19 protein-coding genes and 1 pseudogene are annotated in these 20,050 nt (G+C 47.5%); 6 read left to right on the top strand and 14 right to left on the bottom strand.

The annotated features are described in order from the left end of the window. Window positions 1–24 precede the first annotated feature (24 nt). Window positions 25–414: a hypothetical protein gene (locus C5523_RS20870; RefSeq protein ID WP_108701900.1), complete on the bottom strand. Its 390-nt coding sequence runs from the start codon at window positions 412–414 to the stop codon at window positions 25–27. Window positions 415–1,055: 641 nt separating this feature from the next. Between C5523_RS20870 and C5523_RS20865 the strand changes: the two genes are divergently transcribed. Next, window positions 1,056–1,691, top strand: a complete 636-nt coding sequence (locus C5523_RS20865) for an HNH endonuclease (RefSeq protein ID WP_223878732.1) — start codon at window positions 1,056–1,058, stop codon at window positions 1,689–1,691. Window positions 1,692–1,776: 85 nt separating this feature from the next. Here C5523_RS20865 and C5523_RS20860 read toward each other — a convergent pair whose 3' ends face one another. After that, window positions 1,777–2,073 (bottom strand): restriction endonuclease, encoded by a 297-nt coding sequence (locus C5523_RS20860; protein ID WP_223878810.1) that lies wholly within the window; start codon window positions 2,071–2,073, stop codon window positions 1,777–1,779. 21 nt (window positions 2,074–2,094) lie between these two features. After that, a protein-coding gene (locus tag C5523_RS20855; RefSeq protein ID WP_108701898.1) for an IS3 family transposase occupies window positions 2,095–3,206 on the bottom strand; the annotation gives its coding sequence in 2 pieces (ribosomal slippage) (window positions 2,095–2,945 and window positions 2,945–3,206; 1,113 coding nt in all). A gap of 77 nt (window positions 3,207–3,283) precedes the next feature. Between C5523_RS20855 and C5523_RS20850 the strand changes: the two are divergent. From C5523_RS20850 to C5523_RS27815, 3 genes and pseudogenes are all read left to right on the top strand, one after another. Then, a pseudogene (locus tag C5523_RS20850) lies at window positions 3,284–3,499 on the top strand (hypothetical protein); the annotation flags it as partial. Beyond that, window positions 3,499–3,855 carry a nuclease domain-containing protein gene (locus C5523_RS28030; protein WP_108701897.1) on the top strand — a complete coding sequence of 119 codons (357 nt, stop codon included), beginning with the start codon at window positions 3,499–3,501 and terminating at the stop codon, window positions 3,853–3,855. The pseudogene C5523_RS20850 and the gene C5523_RS28030, both read left to right, overlap by 1 nt. 268 nt (window positions 3,856–4,123) lie before the next feature. Further along, a complete protein-coding gene (locus C5523_RS27815; RefSeq protein ID WP_223878731.1) occupies window positions 4,124–4,261 on the top strand; it encodes a hypothetical protein in 138 nt (45 codons plus the stop codon). A 91-nt stretch (window positions 4,262–4,352) separates the two neighbouring features. On the opposite strand, the gene C5523_RS20835 is transcribed toward C5523_RS27815, so the two are convergent. The 6 genes from C5523_RS20835 to C5523_RS20810 form a co-directional block, all read right to left on the bottom strand. Continuing rightward, window positions 4,353–5,453 (bottom strand): acyltransferase, encoded by a 1,101-nt coding sequence (locus C5523_RS20835; protein ID WP_108701896.1) that lies wholly within the window; start codon window positions 5,451–5,453, stop codon window positions 4,353–4,355. Window positions 5,454–6,239: 786 nt separating this feature from the next. Then, window positions 6,240–7,358 carry a hypothetical protein gene (locus tag C5523_RS20830; RefSeq protein WP_108701895.1) on the bottom strand — a complete coding sequence of 373 codons (1,119 nt, stop codon included), beginning with the start codon at window positions 7,356–7,358 and terminating at the stop codon, window positions 6,240–6,242. A 21-nt stretch (window positions 7,359–7,379) separates the two neighbouring features. Continuing rightward, entirely contained in the window at window positions 7,380–7,601 is a 222-nt protein-coding gene (locus C5523_RS20825; RefSeq protein WP_108701894.1) for a hypothetical protein, read from the bottom strand. Between the two features lie 292 nt (window positions 7,602–7,893). Continuing rightward, the gene (locus tag C5523_RS20820; protein WP_107222570.1) at window positions 7,894–8,097 is read right to left on the bottom strand and encodes a hypothetical protein; all 204 of its coding nucleotides are present in this window, start codon (window positions 8,095–8,097) and stop codon (window positions 7,894–7,896) included. A gap of 357 nt (window positions 8,098–8,454) precedes the next feature. Next, on the bottom strand, window positions 8,455–11,505 hold the full coding sequence (locus tag C5523_RS20815; RefSeq protein ID WP_108701893.1) for an autotransporter domain-containing protein: 3,051 nt from the start codon (window positions 11,503–11,505) through the stop codon (window positions 8,455–8,457). A 201-nt stretch (window positions 11,506–11,706) separates the two neighbouring features. Then, entirely contained in the window at window positions 11,707–12,021 is a 315-nt protein-coding gene (locus C5523_RS20810; protein WP_041852341.1) for a hypothetical protein, read from the bottom strand. A 178-nt stretch (window positions 12,022–12,199) separates the two neighbouring features. On the opposite strand from C5523_RS20810, the gene C5523_RS20805 reads away from it, so the two are divergent. Beyond that, the gene (locus tag C5523_RS20805) at window positions 12,200–12,832 is read left to right on the top strand and encodes a response regulator transcription factor (protein ID WP_041852340.1); all 633 of its coding nucleotides are present in this window, start codon (window positions 12,200–12,202) and stop codon (window positions 12,830–12,832) included. Then, on the top strand, window positions 12,829–14,613 hold the full coding sequence (locus C5523_RS20800) for a hybrid sensor histidine kinase/response regulator (protein ID WP_108701892.1): 1,785 nt from the start codon (window positions 12,829–12,831) through the stop codon (window positions 14,611–14,613). Before C5523_RS20805 ends, C5523_RS20800 begins: the two co-directional genes overlap by 4 nt. Window positions 14,614–14,659: 46 nt before the next feature. Here C5523_RS20800 and C5523_RS20795 read toward each other — a convergent pair whose 3' ends face one another. The 5 genes from C5523_RS20795 to C5523_RS20775 all read right to left on the bottom strand — a co-directional run bounded on the left by C5523_RS20795 (window position 14,660) and on the right by C5523_RS20775 (window position 20,043). Beyond that, window positions 14,660–14,860: a hypothetical protein gene (locus tag C5523_RS20795; protein ID WP_108701891.1), complete on the bottom strand. Its 201-nt coding sequence runs from the start codon at window positions 14,858–14,860 to the stop codon at window positions 14,660–14,662. A gap of 479 nt (window positions 14,861–15,339) precedes the next feature. Further along, window positions 15,340–16,884, bottom strand: a complete 1,545-nt coding sequence (locus tag C5523_RS20790; RefSeq protein ID WP_071195767.1) for a methyl-accepting chemotaxis protein — start codon at window positions 16,882–16,884, stop codon at window positions 15,340–15,342. Between the two features lie 374 nt (window positions 16,885–17,258). Next, window positions 17,259–17,477, bottom strand: coding sequence for an acyl carrier protein (locus C5523_RS20785; RefSeq protein ID WP_041852336.1), 219 nt, complete (start codon window positions 17,475–17,477; stop codon window positions 17,259–17,261). A 17-nt stretch (window positions 17,478–17,494) separates the two neighbouring features. Next, on the bottom strand, window positions 17,495–18,928 hold the full coding sequence (locus C5523_RS20780) for an AMP-binding protein (RefSeq protein ID WP_041852335.1): 1,434 nt from the start codon (window positions 18,926–18,928) through the stop codon (window positions 17,495–17,497). After that, window positions 18,925–20,043, bottom strand: coding sequence for an MBOAT family O-acyltransferase (locus tag C5523_RS20775; RefSeq protein ID WP_101999298.1), 1,119 nt, complete (start codon window positions 20,041–20,043; stop codon window positions 18,925–18,927). The genes C5523_RS20780 and C5523_RS20775 overlap by 4 nt, the downstream gene beginning before the upstream one ends. Window positions 20,044–20,050: the final 7 nt, after the last annotated feature.

Raw genomic sequence — 20,050 nt, 5'->3', positions numbered from 1 at the left:
TAATCAATCGAGAGCAGATCTGAGTTACTTTAGTTGCTTCAATGGATAAGAGTTAGTGGTATTGGAACCGTCACTGTAGAGCTCGGTAATAATAATTTTTTTACCATCAATAGCATATTTGACCGTACTATCTGCAGGATCATCCCGCCAGCGACCGGTGCTGTCAGGATTGTCAGATGCCCACATAACTTGATCACCTATAAGTTTGCACTTGATTGCCCAACGGGTGCCATCGTTCTGTCGGATATAATGTACGTAGGCAATGCCTGATTCGACTTTATCCAACTGCATGATCTTATGGTCACGACCAAACATCGCAGCAGAAGCAGCCTTGCAAACCTGACCTACCGTGACTTCAGAAGCCTGTACCGGCACAGTAAACATCAGTGGAACAAGAAGTAAGAGTTTCTTCATACGGATCAATCCATTTTGTTTATTTTCAGGAATAACAGTAAATGTATATTTCGGCAGCCTAAAGCGTTTCTTGACGCTAATTTAGCTTTGCGATGACAGGACTGCTTAACTTAGTCCCTAGCGTAATCTCAAACTCTGCCTGACTGTCAGATTTGCTCTGACTTGCTCCCCGTTGAACAACACAGATTGTTCCACACCTGGACACAGAAGGAGTTCATGCTCGGCAAGGTCTGTAGTGAGCGAGAAGCGGAAGTTGGCGCTAAAAAGATGACTACCGATGCCGTGTCGATTCAGTCCTTGTCCTAGGGGATGTTGTCATGATCAATCTCCTTTGGGTTAGGAGATGTGATTATGGTTATCTCATATGAGTGAGGAGCGGGAGTTGGCGATTGTTGTCATCCGTCAGTAAGGTATTACTAGCATTATCATGTGTAAATTTAGGAAGCAGGCCTGCTTGAAATGGGGAGGCATTGTTTATTGTGCCCCAATCCTAATGCTGGCATAGTGCAAGGATAAAAAACGAAAAATTCATATAAAGGTCTCTCGTATGAGCGAATCACGTAAGCGATTTATATTATCTAAAGGTGCGGTTTGCAATAACTGGAACTGGAGTTGGTCATTTGCTAACCATGAAGAAAAAAATGGTTATCTTTGGTGCGTGGGATTTCAATACTGACAATGATAAATCGTTGATAATGCATAAAAGTTGGGAATATAAAAACAATCGCCGACAACCAGGATACTCTCAAGCAATCGAGCATTTGAAATTATTAGATCAAGGATATAGCCTATATATCTTTCATCAAGAAAATATTGGTGATGATGAAGATGAACCAAAAATTGGAAGAATTAGTGACAATATTTTAAAAGCTCACATAAAACATGATGGAGAAGCTTGGTATGCATACCGAAATGTATTCGACTATTTACCAGATGAAATAGGTGAAGAAGAAGAGTATTTTGAAGGGACTCGAAATTTAGTGTCTGTAAATTCTTATGAACGAAATAAGGATGCTAGAGAGAAATGCATTAAAATTCATGGTTATAAATGTAAAGCTTGTGGTTTTGATTTTGAAAAGAAATATGGTGATCACGGTAAAGGCTTTATCCATGTACATCATATCATACCCTTGAACATGATAGGAAAACGTTATAAGGTCAATCCAGAACATGATCTGATTCCTTTATGTCCCAATTGCCATGCTATGGTACATCGCTTTAAAAACAATGAATTAGATTTAGAAAAACTGAAGGAAATTATATCATTGTGCAAATAATAATATTAACTACCTTCTCGCCTTTAACCGTCATCAAGTAGCTGACATTAAATTCCTAGCGAGTAAACAACCTCAGTATCTGATTCTAATCGCCCATAAATACGCCTCTACCTACTCTGCGTAATTCATTTAACCACTGAATGACTTTTCCCCTATTTACTTCTCTAATAGGATATTTTTTAGCTTTACAAATTTCTTGAGCACCAGGAGAAAATGATGATGTTGTTACAATGATTCCACCCTTAGCATTTTCATCAATAACATCTGCCCAGAGAGATTTTACCAACACCTTGTCAATTTTTGATTTTGTTCGTTTGCATTGAATAAGCTGAACGGGAGGTGTGCTGGCATTTGCATTAGGGTGCCAAACTCGAACATCAATGCCACTGTAAATAGACCCGTTTTAGTTCCAGGCATTTTTTGAGATCCCGGCCAAATGATTGTGTTGCCGATATTCCTCCGGCGTCATATTGTTCAGTGATTGATGAGGGCGTTCACAGTTATATTCTGACACCCATCTTGCCGTGATTTCCCGCACTTCATTCAGCGTTCTGAACAGATAAAAATCGAGTATTTCTGTACGGTATGTTCGGTTAAAGCGCTCAATAAAAGCATTCTGCGTCGGTTTACCCGGCTGAATAAATTCCAGTTTTACTGCATGTTGCTCTGCCCATTCAGCCAGTACAAGTGAGATAAATTCCGGACCATTATCCATGCGTAGCATGACCGGATAGCCGCGATTTGCCGCGATCCTGTCGAGTACACGGACCACGCGCAGAGCTGGCAGATTCAGATCGATTTCAATCGACAACGCCTCACGGTTAAAGTCATCAACGACATTGAACGTGCGAAAACGACGACCACAGACCAGGGCATCATGCATAAAATCGACAGACCAGCTCTGGTTCAGCGCTTCCGGTGTGGCCAGTGGCGAGGGATTACGCACTGGCAACCGTTGTTTGCCTTTACGGCGAAAATTCAGCTTCAGCAGACAATAAATACGATGGATCCTTTTGTGATTCCACGGGTATCCCTGCCGCCGCAGAACCTGGAAAAGTTTTGGAAAACCGTACCGTGGGTATCGCTCTGCCATTGCCTGCAACGCGACAATAACGGGTTCGTCACGCGTGGTATCCGGACAGTAATGGTAAACCGTTCTGCTCAGGTTCAGACTCCGGCAGGCCTGACGGATACTGAGTCCAAATGTTGTTATCAGATGAGTGACCAGCTCACGCTTAAAGGCTGGTTTTAAAGCTTTTTTTCGATAACGTCTTTCAGCGCCCGGTTCTCAAGGCTCAGGTCGGCAAACATCTGTTTGAGACGCCGATTCTCGTCCTCAAGATCCTTGATCTTTTTAATATCAGAAGCCTCCATGCCGCCGTATCTGGACTTCCAGTTGTAGTAGGTGGCTTCAGATATACCGGCCTCCCGGCAGACATCTTTAACAGTTCGTCCGGCTTCAACCGATTTAATTACGGCAATGATCTGATGCTCAGTAAAACGGGCTTTACGCATAGCGATCTCCTTTGTTGGCAGATTGATTATGCCGGAGGATCTCTAAATGTGAATGGCACGATTATGCGGGATACTTACAAACCTGTCTCGACTGTATGGAGGTCACCTATACCGACTTCATTATCGGAGAGAAAACCACTCACGGGGAGCCGCGGCATACCTCCGATTTGGATACCGTTAAAATGTACGATTTTCTATGCAAAGTCGAAGCCTGGTGCGCGCAATTCGGCCTGGCTCTGACGATTCCACAGAACTGCGAGTTTCAGCAATTATGCGATAAGCAGGAGGCGTAATGACTGATTCATGTAAAGCAGCTCGTGGTCGTAAATGTACAGTCCGGATCCCGAGTTATTGCAATGGCAACCCAGTTGGGACGTATAACCCACAAACAGTCGGTGGAATAATGTATTACATGCATTTCTACAAATTCACACTATCGCAGGCAATGCCGAAAGGAATCCTAATCGCTATAGCGACACTGGTCGGTGGCCGGTTCGGGAAGCAAAATCCTGGATATAACGGTGATGTCAAAACGTGTCGTGATAACGATGACGGCTCCGGTTTGCTGAAAATCTATATCACAGTATCCATCAAAACCACACAAACCGGACGGGTCCCGTATTTTAATTTCAGAGTGGTAGGATATTGATATGAAATTTTTTACAGTATCAGCACGTAGGGGTTTTACCTGGACAATAATGTATTGGATGCGTATAAAACAACTGGCTCATTACCTGCGGACCCGTGAGAAATCAGCGAAGCTGATTATTTTGAGTTTTTAATCCACCGTCAGGTTATGCAGCCATATTTGACGAGAGCGGACCGCGTATTGAACGACTGCCAGATCAGGACCCTATGGCGATAGCAGAAAATCAACGGCGGCTATTGTTATCATAAATCGCCCCGACCATTTCTGTATGGCAGACAAAAATCCCGGTGGGGAACTGAGCGATTCAGAGACCACAGACCCGCATGCCTGGTTGGGTTACAGTGATGCGCTGGATATCACCCTGCCAGCTATTCATTGTCCAGAAAAACCCGACCCAACCACCTGAACAGCACGCTGCTCTGCATTATGAAACAAACCAGGCTCTTCTGGCGCAGATGGCTATGCCTTTTCTGCGCCAGAAGAGAAGAAACTCTAGACTATCTTACTAAGTAGGAAAGTCTTAATCGTGCCAGTAGCCCTGAGGCAATCATGCTAAGGAGCAACGCAACCAGCGCCATTATCATAGACATCACATATTTCTCGAGCAACGAGGAGAATTTAGGAATCACCATGAACATGCATTTCATAATCATATAATGAGTCAAATAAATTCCAAATGAACATCTTCCAATTCTCTCAATGATGTTTGATTTTATTTTTGCGTTCCTCAGGAATATAAATAAAAAAACTGCAGATGGGAGGAGGAATATAGATGAAGAGTAGTTGCTAAGCACTCTCCAGTCATTCTCATTAAAAAAACCAGAAGTGAACATGAAATTTTGACAAATGACGCTAATAATAGCGCTAATGACGGCTACCAGTAGTGCTAAATAAGGCTTGGTTTTGCAAATCATTAGTCTGTCGTTATGAATAGCGTAACCAATAACCATGTACATCAGAAATGTTGCTTTGTCACCTGCATCAAATAATTCAAAACCCTGAATATCTATAGTTGTCATTACTTTTGATAGTGGGCCACATAAAAACAATAATGAAATAGAGAACGTAAGAGCCTTGCCAGACATTGATCTAACAGCAAGTCCAATTAATGGTGATGCTAATAATAAAGGTATGTAAGCGCACAAAAACCATAAGTGTATTGCCTTGTCATAATTAAATGATGTTAACATATTATTAAACAACAATGCGTCTTTTATTTCAAGAAGTGCATTCTTACCATCAGCTATGTAGAATACGCTATTTGTCACTATAGAATATATTGACAGGATGATTGTTAACCTGAAGCATCTCTTAAAAAGTTTGGCTGTATCAAATGTGTCCTTTGATAAGAGCAATGCTCCTGAGCATAGAAAAAATAACAGCACGCCATTTCGGTCTAGCGAGTAGAACGCAGTTTTTAAAATAAACCCATAAAAGTTAGTTCCTGCCATTTCCCTTGCGTGGGTCTCTATAACAAGAAAGATGGCCAGACCTTTTGATAAATCCAAATAATTATGACGTGATTTATCAGTTGTTAAGCTGGCGCTCTTTTTTCCGGATTCTTCGACTTCTAAAGGGCTAAAAATTGTGCTGCTCATCCATATGTCTCTTTTGTGTTATTGATTTGAATGGAAATAGAAAGATTATGATAGTTCAACAACTGTTGTTTTGGAGGTAAGTTTTTAAATGAACTTAAGATTGTTGATTTAACTAGCTGATATGTCATACAGCGCTGAGATGATGCTCAGATACCTGATTGGGGTCTTGCCATCTCACGATCACATCCTCTTCGCCATAGATTCGAAAATTTCCACCGTAGCTGCTGGCTAAAATGGTATTCAAGATGCTGTTTTTATAAACAGTGTTTCAGTGGGTGGCTAAGCCCTACAGAAACGATGTTTTTGTCGCGTTTCGTGACGCTATTCAGCTTAATCCTAAGGATAGAAATTGTTAAAAACAGAAGAAGTAAACGAACGATTGGTGGTAGGCGGTTCAGTCAAAATTGTGCGTGAATATGTTTAGGTTGAAGTTGATAATCCGGTATTTGAGTCAATAAGCGTATTTGACGAAGATGGCCATTTCCTTGAGAAAGCGAGCGCTCCAAAAATGGAAACTGTCAAAGTTCCAAAGTAAAAAACGTTGTAAGGTTTGTTGAAGGTAAGCGTACTCATTATGGATATATAGCACAGGAAGTTAAAGCATCGCTAAACAGGATTGAAACTGGTGATTTTGGCGATTAATTCGAAGGTGAAGATGGCTTTCTTGGGTTGCTATATGACCAGTTCATTTCTCCAATTGTGTAAGCACTACAAGATGCAATTTCAAGCATTGGAAAACTGTAAAGTAAATAAATTTAAGGGGTGATATACATCACCCCCAATTTTTTATTTCTTCATTTCGCTCAATTGTTTTTCTAATTTTGAGACTCTCTCATCAAGAGCTAGCAGGTCGTTTATTTTTTTACCATTTATATATACATCGCCATTAATGTAAACTCCGCCGTCATTATCAACAGCAAATATTTCTTTAGTGTTATCATTCGAAACTATGCGAGCGCCACCCTGTCCATTTCTTATGGAAATCCAGTTTCTCTTATCATCTGATTCGTTCCATCTCAGGCCACCATAAATTTCGCCTGATTTACCTTCGTTCAGGATGATACCAGTGCCAACACCTTCTGAGCGGGCTTGCATGATACCTTCTCTGAATAGAGACTTCCTGAAATCAAAGCCCATTTTGGCTTTATCAAAGTCAGCAACGATAAGTCTTCCGTAGTCAGCTATGGAGTTTTTGAAATAAATTCCACTTTCCCATACACCGCGTCTCTTTTCGGCAGGAACGTCCTTATCGGTATCTTCACTGCGTACTTCCATAGCCATAGAGTTAGGATTACCGAAGCCAACTACCTGCAAACCAACTTTTGATTTGTTAGGAAAGACGCCTGGCTTTCCGCCGTTATGCACATCAATTTCAACACCAACAAGTTGGTTGTCATAATCGTCCGGGTTGAACGTGAAATCAGAGCCAGCAGGTGCCAGATCATGATACTTACCGTCTTTTACAAAGGCTTTAAAGTCAGACCTTGCACTAAACAATGCCCCCCATGCTTGTGAATCTTTAGCTATTGCAGCGGAATCGCCCCAAATAGAAACGGCATTAGTGTTAGGCTTAAAGTTCCATACTTCACTTAGGAAGTTTTGATAGCGGTTGTCAATGCTATTATCATTATCAGCATTTTGATTTGGTAAATTATGAGCGTTTACGGGTTCACCCTTCCAGTTATAGAACTGGGAATTAGGCTCAATGACATCCGTTATGATTTCATGACCACGGAGTGCTGTGTTAATGCCTTCGTATTGTGTCCAAATACCATTTGCTCTTGGGTGGTTTCCCCTTACAGTAACCTCATTTAATTTTTCGTTACCTTTATCATCTTGTGAATAGCCTGGCCCTGATATGAATAGGCAACTTAATCCAAAAACAAAAAATGAATTAATTTTCATCTTAAAAATTCCTCTCCATTATTACATTTCCATTTGTGGCAGGATGGTATGTTGCCAGATTTTGGGGGTTGCTATAATTAGCATAAAGTTTTTCAGTGTCTGAAATAAAATATTAAGTTTTATCCTTGTGTTTTCTCCATTTTTCTGTTTTATGTGATTATCAATTGCTGATGGCGCAAGAACGGAAAATAATATTATTGAAAAAGTAAAGGATATATTTTTAATTATTTTACCAATCTTCATGATAACTTTCTTTTGATATCACCGGTGGCGCGATTCTACCATGACATAAACATGGTTGGTAGCTTGCCAGATCCACTGGCGTAGCGAGTGAGTGCTTCGCAACCACTGATTCATCTGGAAGATAGGCGCAGCTAATGTGAGGTAGATTTGAGACACGCAAGCTTTGCAACTCTTTGCATGTATTCGCATCATAGGACATGTGAACGCAGAAATGACAAGGTAAATTACTGTGAACTTAGGTAGTTCCAGGAACGGCTAAGCCGTAGGCCACAGGTTCCAATCCTGTCGGTTTTCATCCACACAACGATTCGTTAAACCTGATGTGGTATGGCTGTTCCGCTGCTCTTTGTGCAAACGCCTTTTCGGAGCCCTTGCGTAATTCCAGCCGCGCGTTGATGGCTTCTGCCGTGATAGCACATCCTGTATTTTCTAACTCCATCACTGCGTAACCGATAGCTTTCGCCATCTCCTCTTTACTCTGTTCTGTTGCTCGCATAAAACCACCTCAACGATAAGGAAATCCACTTTCTCTGACTATTACACCTTCATGCGCAAGGTTACCAGGTGGTTCGATTTTCTCAGGGGGTTCCATGGACGCTTTTGGTGGTTAACTTAATGTATTTATAGAGTTATATGATTTATATATGGCCAGGTTGGGAGCCAGACTGCCAGATTATGGAACCATTACACTGAGGGAAGCAGCCAGAATTACAATCTGCGTGGGCGCGAGTTATGTCATTTACCTATTTTCTTTCCGTAGCGCGGATACTGACGAGTAAAACTCTTGACTATCCCTTCGCCCTGTTAACAAAAAAGCCGCCCATCGGGGCGGCCTGGTAACACGCTATATCACTTAGAATGACCAGCGGAGATTGGCGTTCACGGCGTTGACACGGGTGTCGGAACCGATTTGTCCTTTATAACCGACATTCAGCGTCGCTGAGTGCGGCAGTGTAAAGCTGACGCCTACGTCGCCTACCAGCATATCCTTGTCAACCGGGTTACCTTCGCTCGTGAAGCCGTCGCTGCCAGCAAACGCCATACGCGAGGAGGCTTTTCGGTCACCGTAGGCGTGCTGCCAGCCTAACGAGCCGTAAAGGCTGACGTTTTTCGGCAGTTCAGTCACCGCGCGTGCGCCGAGCGTCGAGAAGAAGGTATCAACCGTGTCGTTACGCACGCTCAGGGCTGCAGCACCGCCGTCCTCTTTGAAGTCATCCGTGTTCAGACGGATATAGCTCAGGTTAACGAATGGCTCGATATTTTGCTCCGGCTGGCCGAAGCGGTAGCCTGCTTCGGTGAAGGCCTGCAGTGAGTTGGCATCGTAATTGGCACTCAGGCGATCCGAGTAGCCGCTGAAATCAACCTTACGTTCGGCGTCAATTTTATGCCAGGTGTAAACCAGTGAGCCACGCAGGGAGAACGCGTCCTGACGCGCCGCTGCATACAGGCCGAGATGGTAATTATCGATATCCATTGAGGAGCGACGGCTGTCGACATCGTAATTTCCACGGCTGTAACCGAAGAAGCCGCCCACTCTTACGTTATGACTGTCCAGTTTGCGATCGGCACCCAGCAGGAAGCCCGCGGTGTTACCGTCCAGCTTACCGGTATTACCGTCGCCGTCGGTTTTCACCCAGGAGCCGAATGTCTGTCCCCACACACCGTTGTTCTGCACAGGGGCGGACTGAGCAAATGACATGGCCAGCGGCGGGATCGGCAGCGTGTCATTGTCGAATGAACTCGCCATGCGCTGATTCAACACGTTAAACAACTGAGTGCTGCCCGCAATAAGCGTGGACTGAACGGAAGGGTAAGCCTCGCCCGAGAGCTGATTGAACGCGTCGCGTGCTTCCGGTGCGCTTAACATCAGCAGCGAGTTATAGAGTGCCAGCGATGGGCCGCTTTGTGTGAGGGTCGAGAGTGCGCCTGCGGTATTCCACTGGTTGCTCGTTTGTGCCACAGTCTGGAAGATGCCCGGTTTGCCGCTACCGGGGTTGCCCGCACCCGGATTGCCGGGATTCTCGCCGCCCGGATTACCCGGGTTTTCACCGCCGGGGTTGCCCGGGTTTTCACCGCCCGGATTGCCCGGATTCTCACCGCCCGGATTGCCCGGATTCTCACCGCCCGGATTACCCGGATTCTCACCGTTCTCTTTCTGCGTGATGCTCAGGTCTACGGCATTCGCGCTCTGATTCAATGCCACATCCAGGAAGGCAGATTTAGAGACCGCAGAGGCGAACTGACCATCAATACCGCCTGCCGAGTTGAGAATGCGATAGACCTGGCCGCTCTGGTAGCTGGTCTGCGGATCGAGTGCGGTGACCTGCACGGTAGCCTGATTGCTGATGGTGGTTTTACCTTCCACGTTCAGCAGATCGCTGCGCCCGTCACCGGTAATATCGACATCATAGAACGACTCGCCGATAAAGTTCAGGTAGCGTTTCAGCGTCAGAGTGCCGATGCCGCCATCACCCGGAGAAATATGACCGCCGGAGAGGATCTCTGTTTGCCCGAGGGTGCCGTTGCCGCCAAGGGTACCGCCCGCTTTAATCGACGCGGCGCTACTGTAGCCAAGGCCGTTGCTGACGTCACTCCCGGCGGTGGCGTTGAGGATTAACGTCCCGCCGTTTTCCGCGCTCAGGGTCTGGATATCAAAAATATTGGTTTCAGGCTGCGTGTTGACATCACTGGCAATAATGATTTTGCCGCCACGGGCGAGGACATTCGCTTTGAGTCCGGTCAGGTCGCCGTTGAGTGTCGTCTGCCCCGAGGCGTTGATGACATCACCTTCGCCACTCATGGTGTTGGCGAACAGATAATTATCATCGGTGTGATTGAAGTAGACGTAGCTGCCGAACAGCCCACCGCGCAAGACAACTGCCGTCTGGGCATCAATGGTGCCCGCGCCACCTGCTGCGCCTAACGTTGGCTCAGTAAGGCCGGTACCGGTATCTATATTGCCGCGGCTACCGATAACCAGCGCTCCGCGGTTGGAACCCGATCCGGTATCGCCCAGTACGATCGCGTTACTGCCTGCGGAGATCACCGCCCCATCCACCGCTGACACGACGCCGTTACCGTAATCGCCCACGAGGATATTGCCACCGCTGGTGAAGCGGGAATTATTGCCCGCGACGTACAACTCGGCGGTTTTGCGCGTACCGGGAACACCCTCGACCTCAACGCTGCCGACGTTAACTGCGCCGCCGTTGAGCACGTCGAGATCGCCGTTAAGTGTCAGTAACTGGGTGACGTTCCACCGGGAGTTTTCACCCGTCACTGTGGCTTTCGGGTTCAGCTTGTCCGTTTCATCCGGATCGTAGCCATCGCCGATGCGTGCCTGGAGGTTGGTGGTAAGGAGCGCGCCATCCTCGATTGAAACGGTAGAGCGTGAACCCGCGGTGGTGCCAACGCTCAGATAGTTGCTGGTGACGCGGGAGTTCGCGCCAGTGGCGATAAGGTGGCTGTCATAGCCCCGGGTGGTGCCCACCACAATCTCTTTCGCGCTGGCCAGCGCACCATTTTCGACCCGTAGCGTGCCGAGGCCAAGGTCCATACTGCCGTGCAGTACGAATTGATCGTTCAGGGCGTTCAGCTCAGCATCCGGTCCGCTGACCGTCACCGTGCTGTTGAAAATCTGACCGTTATAGAGCCTGCCGATATTGACGTTGTAAGCCGTTATTTTCCCGTTATTGATGAGTAAGTTGCCGCTCTGCGTGCGGCCCACATAGACATCGTCGGTATAGACTAACGACTGCGTGACCTGGGTATCGCCGTCAAAAATCACATCGGCAGCCCGGGTATCCTCGGGCATCAATAACATCAGCGGGGCAGAGAACAGGGCGAGGTAAAGTTTAGAAAGTGAGGTTTTCACTTTTAATTGGTGCGAGAAATTGTCATTCACGTGCTATCTCCAGATTGATTAACGTGATGTCGCGAAGGTCATTGTTTTATAGAGATTAAATTCACTGACTTGTATGACGCTTTATTTCGCGAATTCAGGCGTGCAGGTAAATTATCCGGCGAAACGAAAACCTATAACTCCCTGGTTATTACGCTGCGGCGGGTGAATATAGAGAACGGCAATAACGTTCTCTGCGACAGATTATTTATGGGTAACAACCGGCGTACAGGTTGGTGCGCTCAGGGTCGGCGCAGAACCTAAAATTCCCGGCATCATCATGGATGAGCAATCAAAAATACGGCCTTTTTCTGTGGTCGCGCGATAGGTAAGTTTTTGCCCGCCCAGCGCATCAGGCTGAGCACCATTCACCTGGGTAACGGTAATTTCATCGGATGATCCCAGTCCCAGCATTTTTGCTGTTTCCGCCTGAAGGAGCGGAATAGCCTGATCGGTTTTCAACGTTGAACAACCCGCGACCATAATTGTAACGGCGAGTGCGATGAGTGGCTTTTTCATAAATTATCCTTGTAATCAGTCCGTATCGATTGCGCTATGGCAAAACATTTCTCTTTTTTAAGAACTGAAATAAGATATTTCTCTTTTCTGGAATACAAAACCCTCCTAAAGTAGGGAGTGTTGTTGATGTGGAAATTGGCAGAATATCGCCCTTTCCACTCACCAAAAGGAGATACCTTTGGGAAAATATTATGCGTTGGTTATTGATGACCACCCTTTGGTCGGCAGCGGAATTGCTAATTTTCTGGCGTCCCATTTAGGGTTCAGATCAGTCATGGTGGTGGCGGATGAGGAGAGCTGTTATCGGCATATCCGCGACAATGGCCCGCCAGACCTGCTGATCATTGATTTCTGGCTTTCATCTTCTACCGCACTGAAATTACTAAAAGAAATTAAGAACAACTTTCCTAAAGTGCGTTTGCTAGTGGTAAGCGGCGACGAAAATAATGATATCCGGATGAAAGTGCAGAATGCCGGGGGGCATGGTTTTGTGCTGAAAAACGAGGCGCCGGAATTATTTGGTGAGGCAGTTCAAGCGCTTATGAATAATCAGACATGGTTTCCGGAACCTCATGCTGAGATAAATGAAAAAGACAGTGCTATATTGCAAAAATTTAACTTAACGCCACGTCAGGGAGAGGTTTTACAGATGATGATGCGTGGATTGCCCAATAAAAGGATCGCTTCGCAACTTTCAATATCAGAGCCTACGGTTAAAGAGCACATCAGCAATATTTTAAAAAAACTGGGTGTGAATACCCGTGTGGAAGTCATTACACTTCTCCACGGCCAGCGGGACGAATCATCATGAAATGGATAGCCGATGTGGGTAATAGTGCCATTTCATCGCGCGCGCAGATCCGCCTGCTCAATAATACCTTTATCCGCCTGGTGTTCAGCTTTACTGCTGTGCCTTTTGTCGGCATTCCATTTGCAATCTGGATATATTGGTTAGGGGGAAACACCGGGCCAACCCTTGTCTGGATCGTTATTTACCTGCTCTGCGCAGGGTTAATCAGAATATGGCACCGACGCTATCTGCGGGAAATCAAAGAAAATAATGCAGATGATGTTCTGCGCCGCTGGCTGCCGAACCTTAATAAGGTCGCCTTCGCTCACGGGATGGGTATTTCTTCGCTTTACCTGATTACCCCGCAGAACCAAAACTTTGATTTTTTCCTGCTGCTGAATATCAGCATCGCTGCGATTGTCGCCGCCAACGCGACGCATTTAACACCGGTCATCAGTACCTTTAAACGGTTTTTTTTCTCTTCCTGGGGATTCTTAAATCTCGGCATCATCTGGCGTATGGACGACGTGATGTTGATCGTTCTGATGCTGAACCTGCTGTACGGTTTTGCGATCTACCGTCACGCGTTAACGTCGCATGCCTTTTTTATTCAGCAGGCCAGGCTGGAAGAGGAGAGTGCGCGTCTGGCAGAACAATTTCGCCAGGCAAAAGAGGAGGCTGAGCAAGCGCTGCGGGATAAAAATCAGTTTCTGACCACAGCCAGCCACGATCTGCGCCAGCCCGTACACGCCATGGGTTTTCTTATTGAGGCGATTATTCATAAAAACAGTAATGACGCGCTGATGCCGCAGTTGCTGGACTTGCAGCAAAGCGTGCGCTCCGTTCAGTTGATGTTCAATTCGTTACTTGATCTGAGCAAGATTGAATCGGGCAATATGATGACCACCACAACCCATGTGGACATCGGTGCGCTGCTGGATTCAGTCATCACGCTGTTTCGCGAGGAGGCGAAAAGCCGGGGACTGAAGCTCCGTACCTGGCGGCCCGGTCGGCGCATCTACGTGATGGGCGACCCGCTGCTGGTGCGCCAGTCGCTGATCAATCTGATCCAGAATGCCCTGCGCTACACGCCGCGAGGGGGCGTGCTGGTGGCGATCCGCCCGCGCGGTGAAGCGTGTCTCCTTGAAGTGTGGGACACCGGGGTGGGCATCGCCGATGACGAAAAAAACAAAATCTTCTCCCCTTATTACCGCCCCGAACTGGCGTGGAAAATCGACAGTGCCGGGCACGGCCTCGGGCTTGCCGTGGTGGCGCGCTGCGCGAAACTGATGAACGTCACTTACGGTATGCAATCTATTGAGGATAAAGGTTCCCGCTTCTGGATGCGCTTTCAGCAGCATCAGGGAGAGAGTAAAGCGCTCGATCCCACCCCAGCCATTGACGCCGTCGTACCGGTTACCCGCCGGGCATCGCTACGGGGAAGCTGTCTTGTGGTTGATGACGATCCGCTGGTCACCTCCGCCTGGGAAAGTTTGATGAGCAGTTGGGGGATCGTTGTACGCTGCGCCGCCTCCGCCGAAGAGGCTTTTGCTATTGTCGACGGGGGATTTACCCCAAGCGTCGTGCTGTGCGATCAGCGATTGCGCTCGGGCGAAAGCGGTTTTGAAATCCTCAAGGCGCTACTTGAACGCCTGCCAAAGGTCAGCGGGGCGATGGTCAGCGGCGAGTTCAACTCTCCGGTACTGCGCGACGCAGAAGAGGAGGGGTATCTGGTGCTGCGCAAGCCGCTGGAGCCTGCAACGCTGCATGCTCTGTTAACACAGTGGTCGGCCAGCCAGTAAGCGGCGCGCGATCGGCAAAAACGGGGGAGTGACAAATCTTCGCCGCTTAGAAATAGTGTGTTCTGGCGACAAAAACGGCGGCGGCGATAAGAGTCAGGACAACCGCAAGGCCCTTCATTTTATGCGTTTTCTCGAAAATGACGGCAATAAGCTGGATAACGATGATGCAGATAAAGATCAAAAGCGAGGTCAGGTCGCTGTTGCTGGTATCTGCGGTGATTGAACCCGCAGATAGTGAAGGATCCATTTCACTCATCCATGAATATTTATCGACGGAGATCAGGCATAAAAGTATAAGACCCAGGCAGTACGTCAACAGTAAAACAATCCTTACTAACTTATTCATGTTATCCCCAAATCAGTCTGCTGAATCGCTGCCAGTGATTGACAATAAAGTCGCCATACGACGTATTTCTCTTAATTTCTTCCAGCGTCGGGATAAGCCCCCTATTGTAACGTGCGCCGATAATCCGGACATCTTCCATGCTTAACATTGCGGGCAGTTTGTCATAATCGGCCAATTCCGGTGCAGAAATTTAAAGGATAACGTCACGGGTAGTCATAATACTGAGAGGCGATATCCGTCGGAATAGCAGATATTTAATACTGTAATCTGCCTTGCGCTTTATCTGACAGGGAATGGCTTTCTGGATGAGGGGGGCCTGGAATGACGATGTTAATTACCGGGAACCCTCGTGCACGGGTTCCCGGTGTGTTACGGATCGATTAGCGGCCCGTATTAAAGAAGGCCACGGTTTGGGTCAGCCGCCGGGTCTGTGCTTCCAGGGCGCTGGCGGCGGCAACGGCATGCTGAACCAGTTGGGAGTTCTGATGCGTCACCGAGTCGATTTGTACGATCGATTCATTCACCTGACTTATCCCGATACTCTGCTCATCGGTCGCCACCGAGATTTGCGACATGATATCTGAAACGCGCTGCACGGCTTCAATCATCTCGTCGATATGGCTTCCGGCGGTTTTGATCTGGGTAGAACCACTGTTGACTCGCGCTACCGACTCTTCGACCAGCACTTTTATCTCCTGTGCGGCTTGAGAGCTGCGCAGGGACAGATTTCGCACTTCACTGGCCACTACAGCAAACCCTTTTCCTTGCTCACCGGCGCGCGCTGCCTCAACGGCTGCGTTCAGCGCAAGAATGTTGGTCTGAAAGGCAATGCTATTGACCACCTCAATAATGTTGGCGATTTTACCGGCGCTTTCAGAAATGCCACTCATGGTGCCGTTCACATTCTGCATCATCACGCCGCTACGCGAAGCGATATCCACCGCGCCTCGTGCCAGCTCGCGCGCCTGCCCGGCATTTTCTGCGTTTTGTTTTACGGCAGCGGTAATCTCTTCCATGCTGGACGACGTTTTTTCCAGCGACACGGCCTGCTGCTCGGAATGTTCAGCAATCTCCTGGTTTCCGGCGACGATCTCATGGGTGCTAGTGTTAATGACTTCCGCGACGCCCCTGATCTCCGCGATAACCGAGGTCAACTGCTCGCGCATGACTCCCATTTCATGTACCAGACTTTCGTTATCGTTGGCTTTCTTGTTCACCGCCTGCGACAGGTCCCCGGAGGCGATCCGCGAGACGACTTCTGCGGCATAACGCGGTTCACCACCGAGCGTTTTCAGCGTGCTGCGATTAATGGAATAGACAAGAATCGAAAGTACAAGGCTGATGACAACGAATTCAATCATATTCTGGTAAAGCGAACTCATAAACGCTTGCTGAATATCATCGACATATAAGCCGGTAGTGATTATCCAGCCCCAGGGTGTCCACGGAATACTGTAGGCAACTTTAGGTTGCGGCTCTGTTTCGCCGGGGCGCGGGAAAATATACTGCGTGAAACCGGCGTTATCATTTTTGGTAACCGCCACCATATCCCGAAAAATATAAACCCCATTTGCATCGGAAATATCTGGTCCTTTGCCAATGAGCGCGGCATTTATCGGGTGCATGATGACCTGCGCCTGGTTATTCAGAATGGTAAAATAACCGGTTTCACCATAACGCAAATCTTTAATAGTCTGAAGGGCCCGTTGCTGAGCCTCCTCTTGTGAAATCAATCCTTTGTCGGCAAGTGCAGCCTGCGTTTTTACAACGTTAAGGGCTAACTGCGATACATGCATTAACTCCCGTTCTCGCAATGTGAGCTGGTTCTCTTTAATTTTTACAGAGCCGAAAAATAACGTTCCGGCAAGACATAACAGCGCGACGATGAGTGGGATCCACAGTTTCTGGGCAAAGGATAATTTCATAGCATGCTAACCTGTTGTTGTTTTATATGGTTGGTTTAGCGTCGGCAACCCTGGTATCAGACCGCGCTATATCTTTTATCGGGAATTAAAGAAAAGAAATTAATCGATAAAATCGATATAAATATTAAATATGTTCCTTTTTTGTTATAAAGAAATTAACTGCTTGGTAAATAAAGAGTTAATATTAGTAACGCGGCTGACGATTTTTATGTCATCAAGATAAATATGAGGGCGATCACACTAATATTTTTAATGGGATTAAAGTTATTTAATAACAAGCGAAATAGGGAGTGTCAGGGGAGATGAAATGGTATAAAAAAACCCCGAATCAAATCATTCAGGGTTTTCACAAAAGCCATTAACCTCACAAACGGTTAACGGTTTTCTTCAATGTAGCGCGCCAAATCCGCAGGGGTTTTCAGCACGGTGGCGACTTCGGTCGGCGGGATCATGCAGCCGTAAACGTCCTGCACTTCCAGCACCAAATCGACCGCCAGAATTGAGTCGAGAATATCAGACTCAATCAGTTCATCATGAAAGCCCACTTTGCGGGATAACACTTTTTCAAACAGGGCGAGAATTTCTTGTTCCATAATAGTTTCCTGGCTAATTAATTCGTGCGGGCATGGGTGTCCAGCAATTTACGATCGATTTTGCCGTTCGGATTAAGCGGCAATGCATCTTTAATAATAATTTGTGACGGCACCATGTAATGGGGGATCACTTTCGAAAGGGATGTTTTGATCACCTCTGGTGCCAGATCCGTCACGCAGAATGCCGCAATTCGCAGAACGCTTCCGCATGATTTCATCAGCGGCAGCACAACCGCTTCACTGATGCCGGACATCGCCAGCAGGCGATTTTCAATCTCGTTGATTTCAATACGGTAGCCGTTCAGTTTGATCTGGCTATCGTTGCGGCCCTGGCAGTAGATAAGACCGTCTTCGTAACCCAGATCGCCAGTTCTGTAACCGCGATATTCTTCACTTTCGCGTCGCAGCAATTTTGTCGCGTTCTCTTGCGGCAGGCCGAGATAACCGCGCATCACATTTTTACCCCAGATGATCAACTCGCCATCGGCGGTAATTTCCATGTGGGTGTCCGGCATCATCACGCCAACGGGCAGCAGCGGGTTGTCGTTATTGAGAATTTCATCGGTGATTTCAACCACCGTGGTGGCGATAGTCGCTTCCGTTGGGCCGTAGGAGTTAAGGATTTTGGCCTGCGGGAAACGGCGGCGTAACTGTTTTACCAGCGCTTTATTTAATACTTCGCCAATGAAGATAAAGACATTCAGTTCAGGCAGATAGTCGCTATTAAACTGGGGCGACAGCAGGCGCTGATAGGCAAAAGAGGGGGTAGAAACCCAGACGGAAACATCGTTCGCTTTCAGGCGATCCAGCCAGTTTTCCGCCGCGATATCTTCTTTCGCGTTCAGCACAATATGCCCGCCAGTAGCCAGATTCGCCAGCAGGGGGATCAGCGAGAGATCGAAGCTGAACACCGCGTGGTTCATCAGCACCGGTTTTTCCGGCAAGGAAAAGTCCTGACTTACCCACTTCATGAAATGCCAGACGCTTTCACGTCCAATCTGCACCCCTTTCGGTTTTCCGGTGCTGCCGGAGGTAAACATGATGTAGGCAAGATCTGGCTCGGCCAGTACCTGGCCGGTTATACCGGTCGCGATAAATTTTTTCGCGGCCACATCATAATAGAAGGGGGCATTGGCGAGCTGGCAAATCTCTTTGAGACGCTCCTGCGGATAGATGCAGTCCACCGGAATGTACGGAATATTGTGCAACAGGCAGCTATAGAGCGCGACGGCAAATTCCGCCTGCTGATGCCCGTACAACACCACCGGCGTACCGGCAGGTTGGTTGCATTGTTGGTAACGTTGCGCCCAGTCAGTAACCGCGACGGAGAGCTGTTGCCAGGTGATGGCTTCATCGCTACCGCTGATCGCCAGTTGCTGAGGGGACGCGGGATCGCGTAATGCCGCACGCAAGAAGTCTTGTAGTTCCAGAAGTTCGGAGTCATTTTTCATAAGGGAGACATTCCACTAAAGATGTAAAGGGAGGCCGCGGCGCTTCCCAGCGTCAAAATTCGTCCCACAAACACAGAAACCGGATGTTGAAGTCCGTTGCTCAAAGCCGGATGGCGTTTGGCAAACCATTGCAGCATGTTGTGAACAACGGAAATGGCGCCAAACAGCGCGCCGCTAATGACGTAGTGTCGTTCGAGTCCATTCCATGCCCCCATACAAAACAGGGTGCAGAAGATGCCAATATTTTGCGCCAGCGTTTTGTTCTGGCGGAAAAAATTGTGCTTCATCAGATTCATATAAATCGGCATAAAGACCACATCCCTCAGCCATTCAGAGAGGCTGATATGGAAGCGGCGCCAGAAATCCTGCGGGGTTTTCGCCAGAATCGGCATATTGAAGTTTGCCGGAATGTTCAGGCCAAATAAGCGGCCCGCCCCGATAGCCATGTTGCTGTAACCCGCAAAATCAAAGTAGAGATAGGCGCTGTAGGCAATCGACATCACCACGCCCACTTTCAGGGTAAACGCTTCATGGCTCCACGGCTGAACAACCAGGGTATCGACCAGCATGGCGAACAAGAATTTCTGGATAATCCCGGTAATAATTTGCTCTAAAGCCACTAAAAACTGCTCACGAGTCAGCGTGAAAACCGGTTTATTGATATCCGTCATCCAGGTCCGCCAGCGATACATCGGGCCGGCCAGGATAATAAACGGCATAAACAGGTAGCAGAAATAGTGCAGAAAATTCTGGCCATCCTTTTTACTGCGGTACAGCAGCACATCGATGGCGCGGAAAGTCATAAAAGAGAGCCCGATCATGCCCCAGTGGTTGTTCAGATGTAATTTCACCAGAAACAGCGGCAGCAGCGTTAATGTGACCGCCTGCCAGGTTTTTAACCAACCTTTCTCTTTTAATGTGACAAGAATATAAAAACTGAAAAACACTGCCGCCGGGACAATATAGTCGCCTTCGAAGATATACCCCCAGCCTAAAGCCGCCAGCACGGAAAAAGCGGATATATATGTCAGTCGGTGACGCAATACGCGGTTAACCAGCGCAAACACCAGCGCTGATGAGAACAAATAGAAGAAAAACATGCCTGAGCTGTACATTATTCGT

It is taken from the genome of Phytobacter sp. SCO41, assembly GCF_003073275.1.
In the GTDB taxonomy this organism is placed as follows: Bacteria; Pseudomonadota; Gammaproteobacteria; order Enterobacterales; family Enterobacteriaceae; genus Phytobacter; species Phytobacter diazotrophicus.
This window is presented reverse-complemented; position numbering and strand designations above follow the sequence as displayed.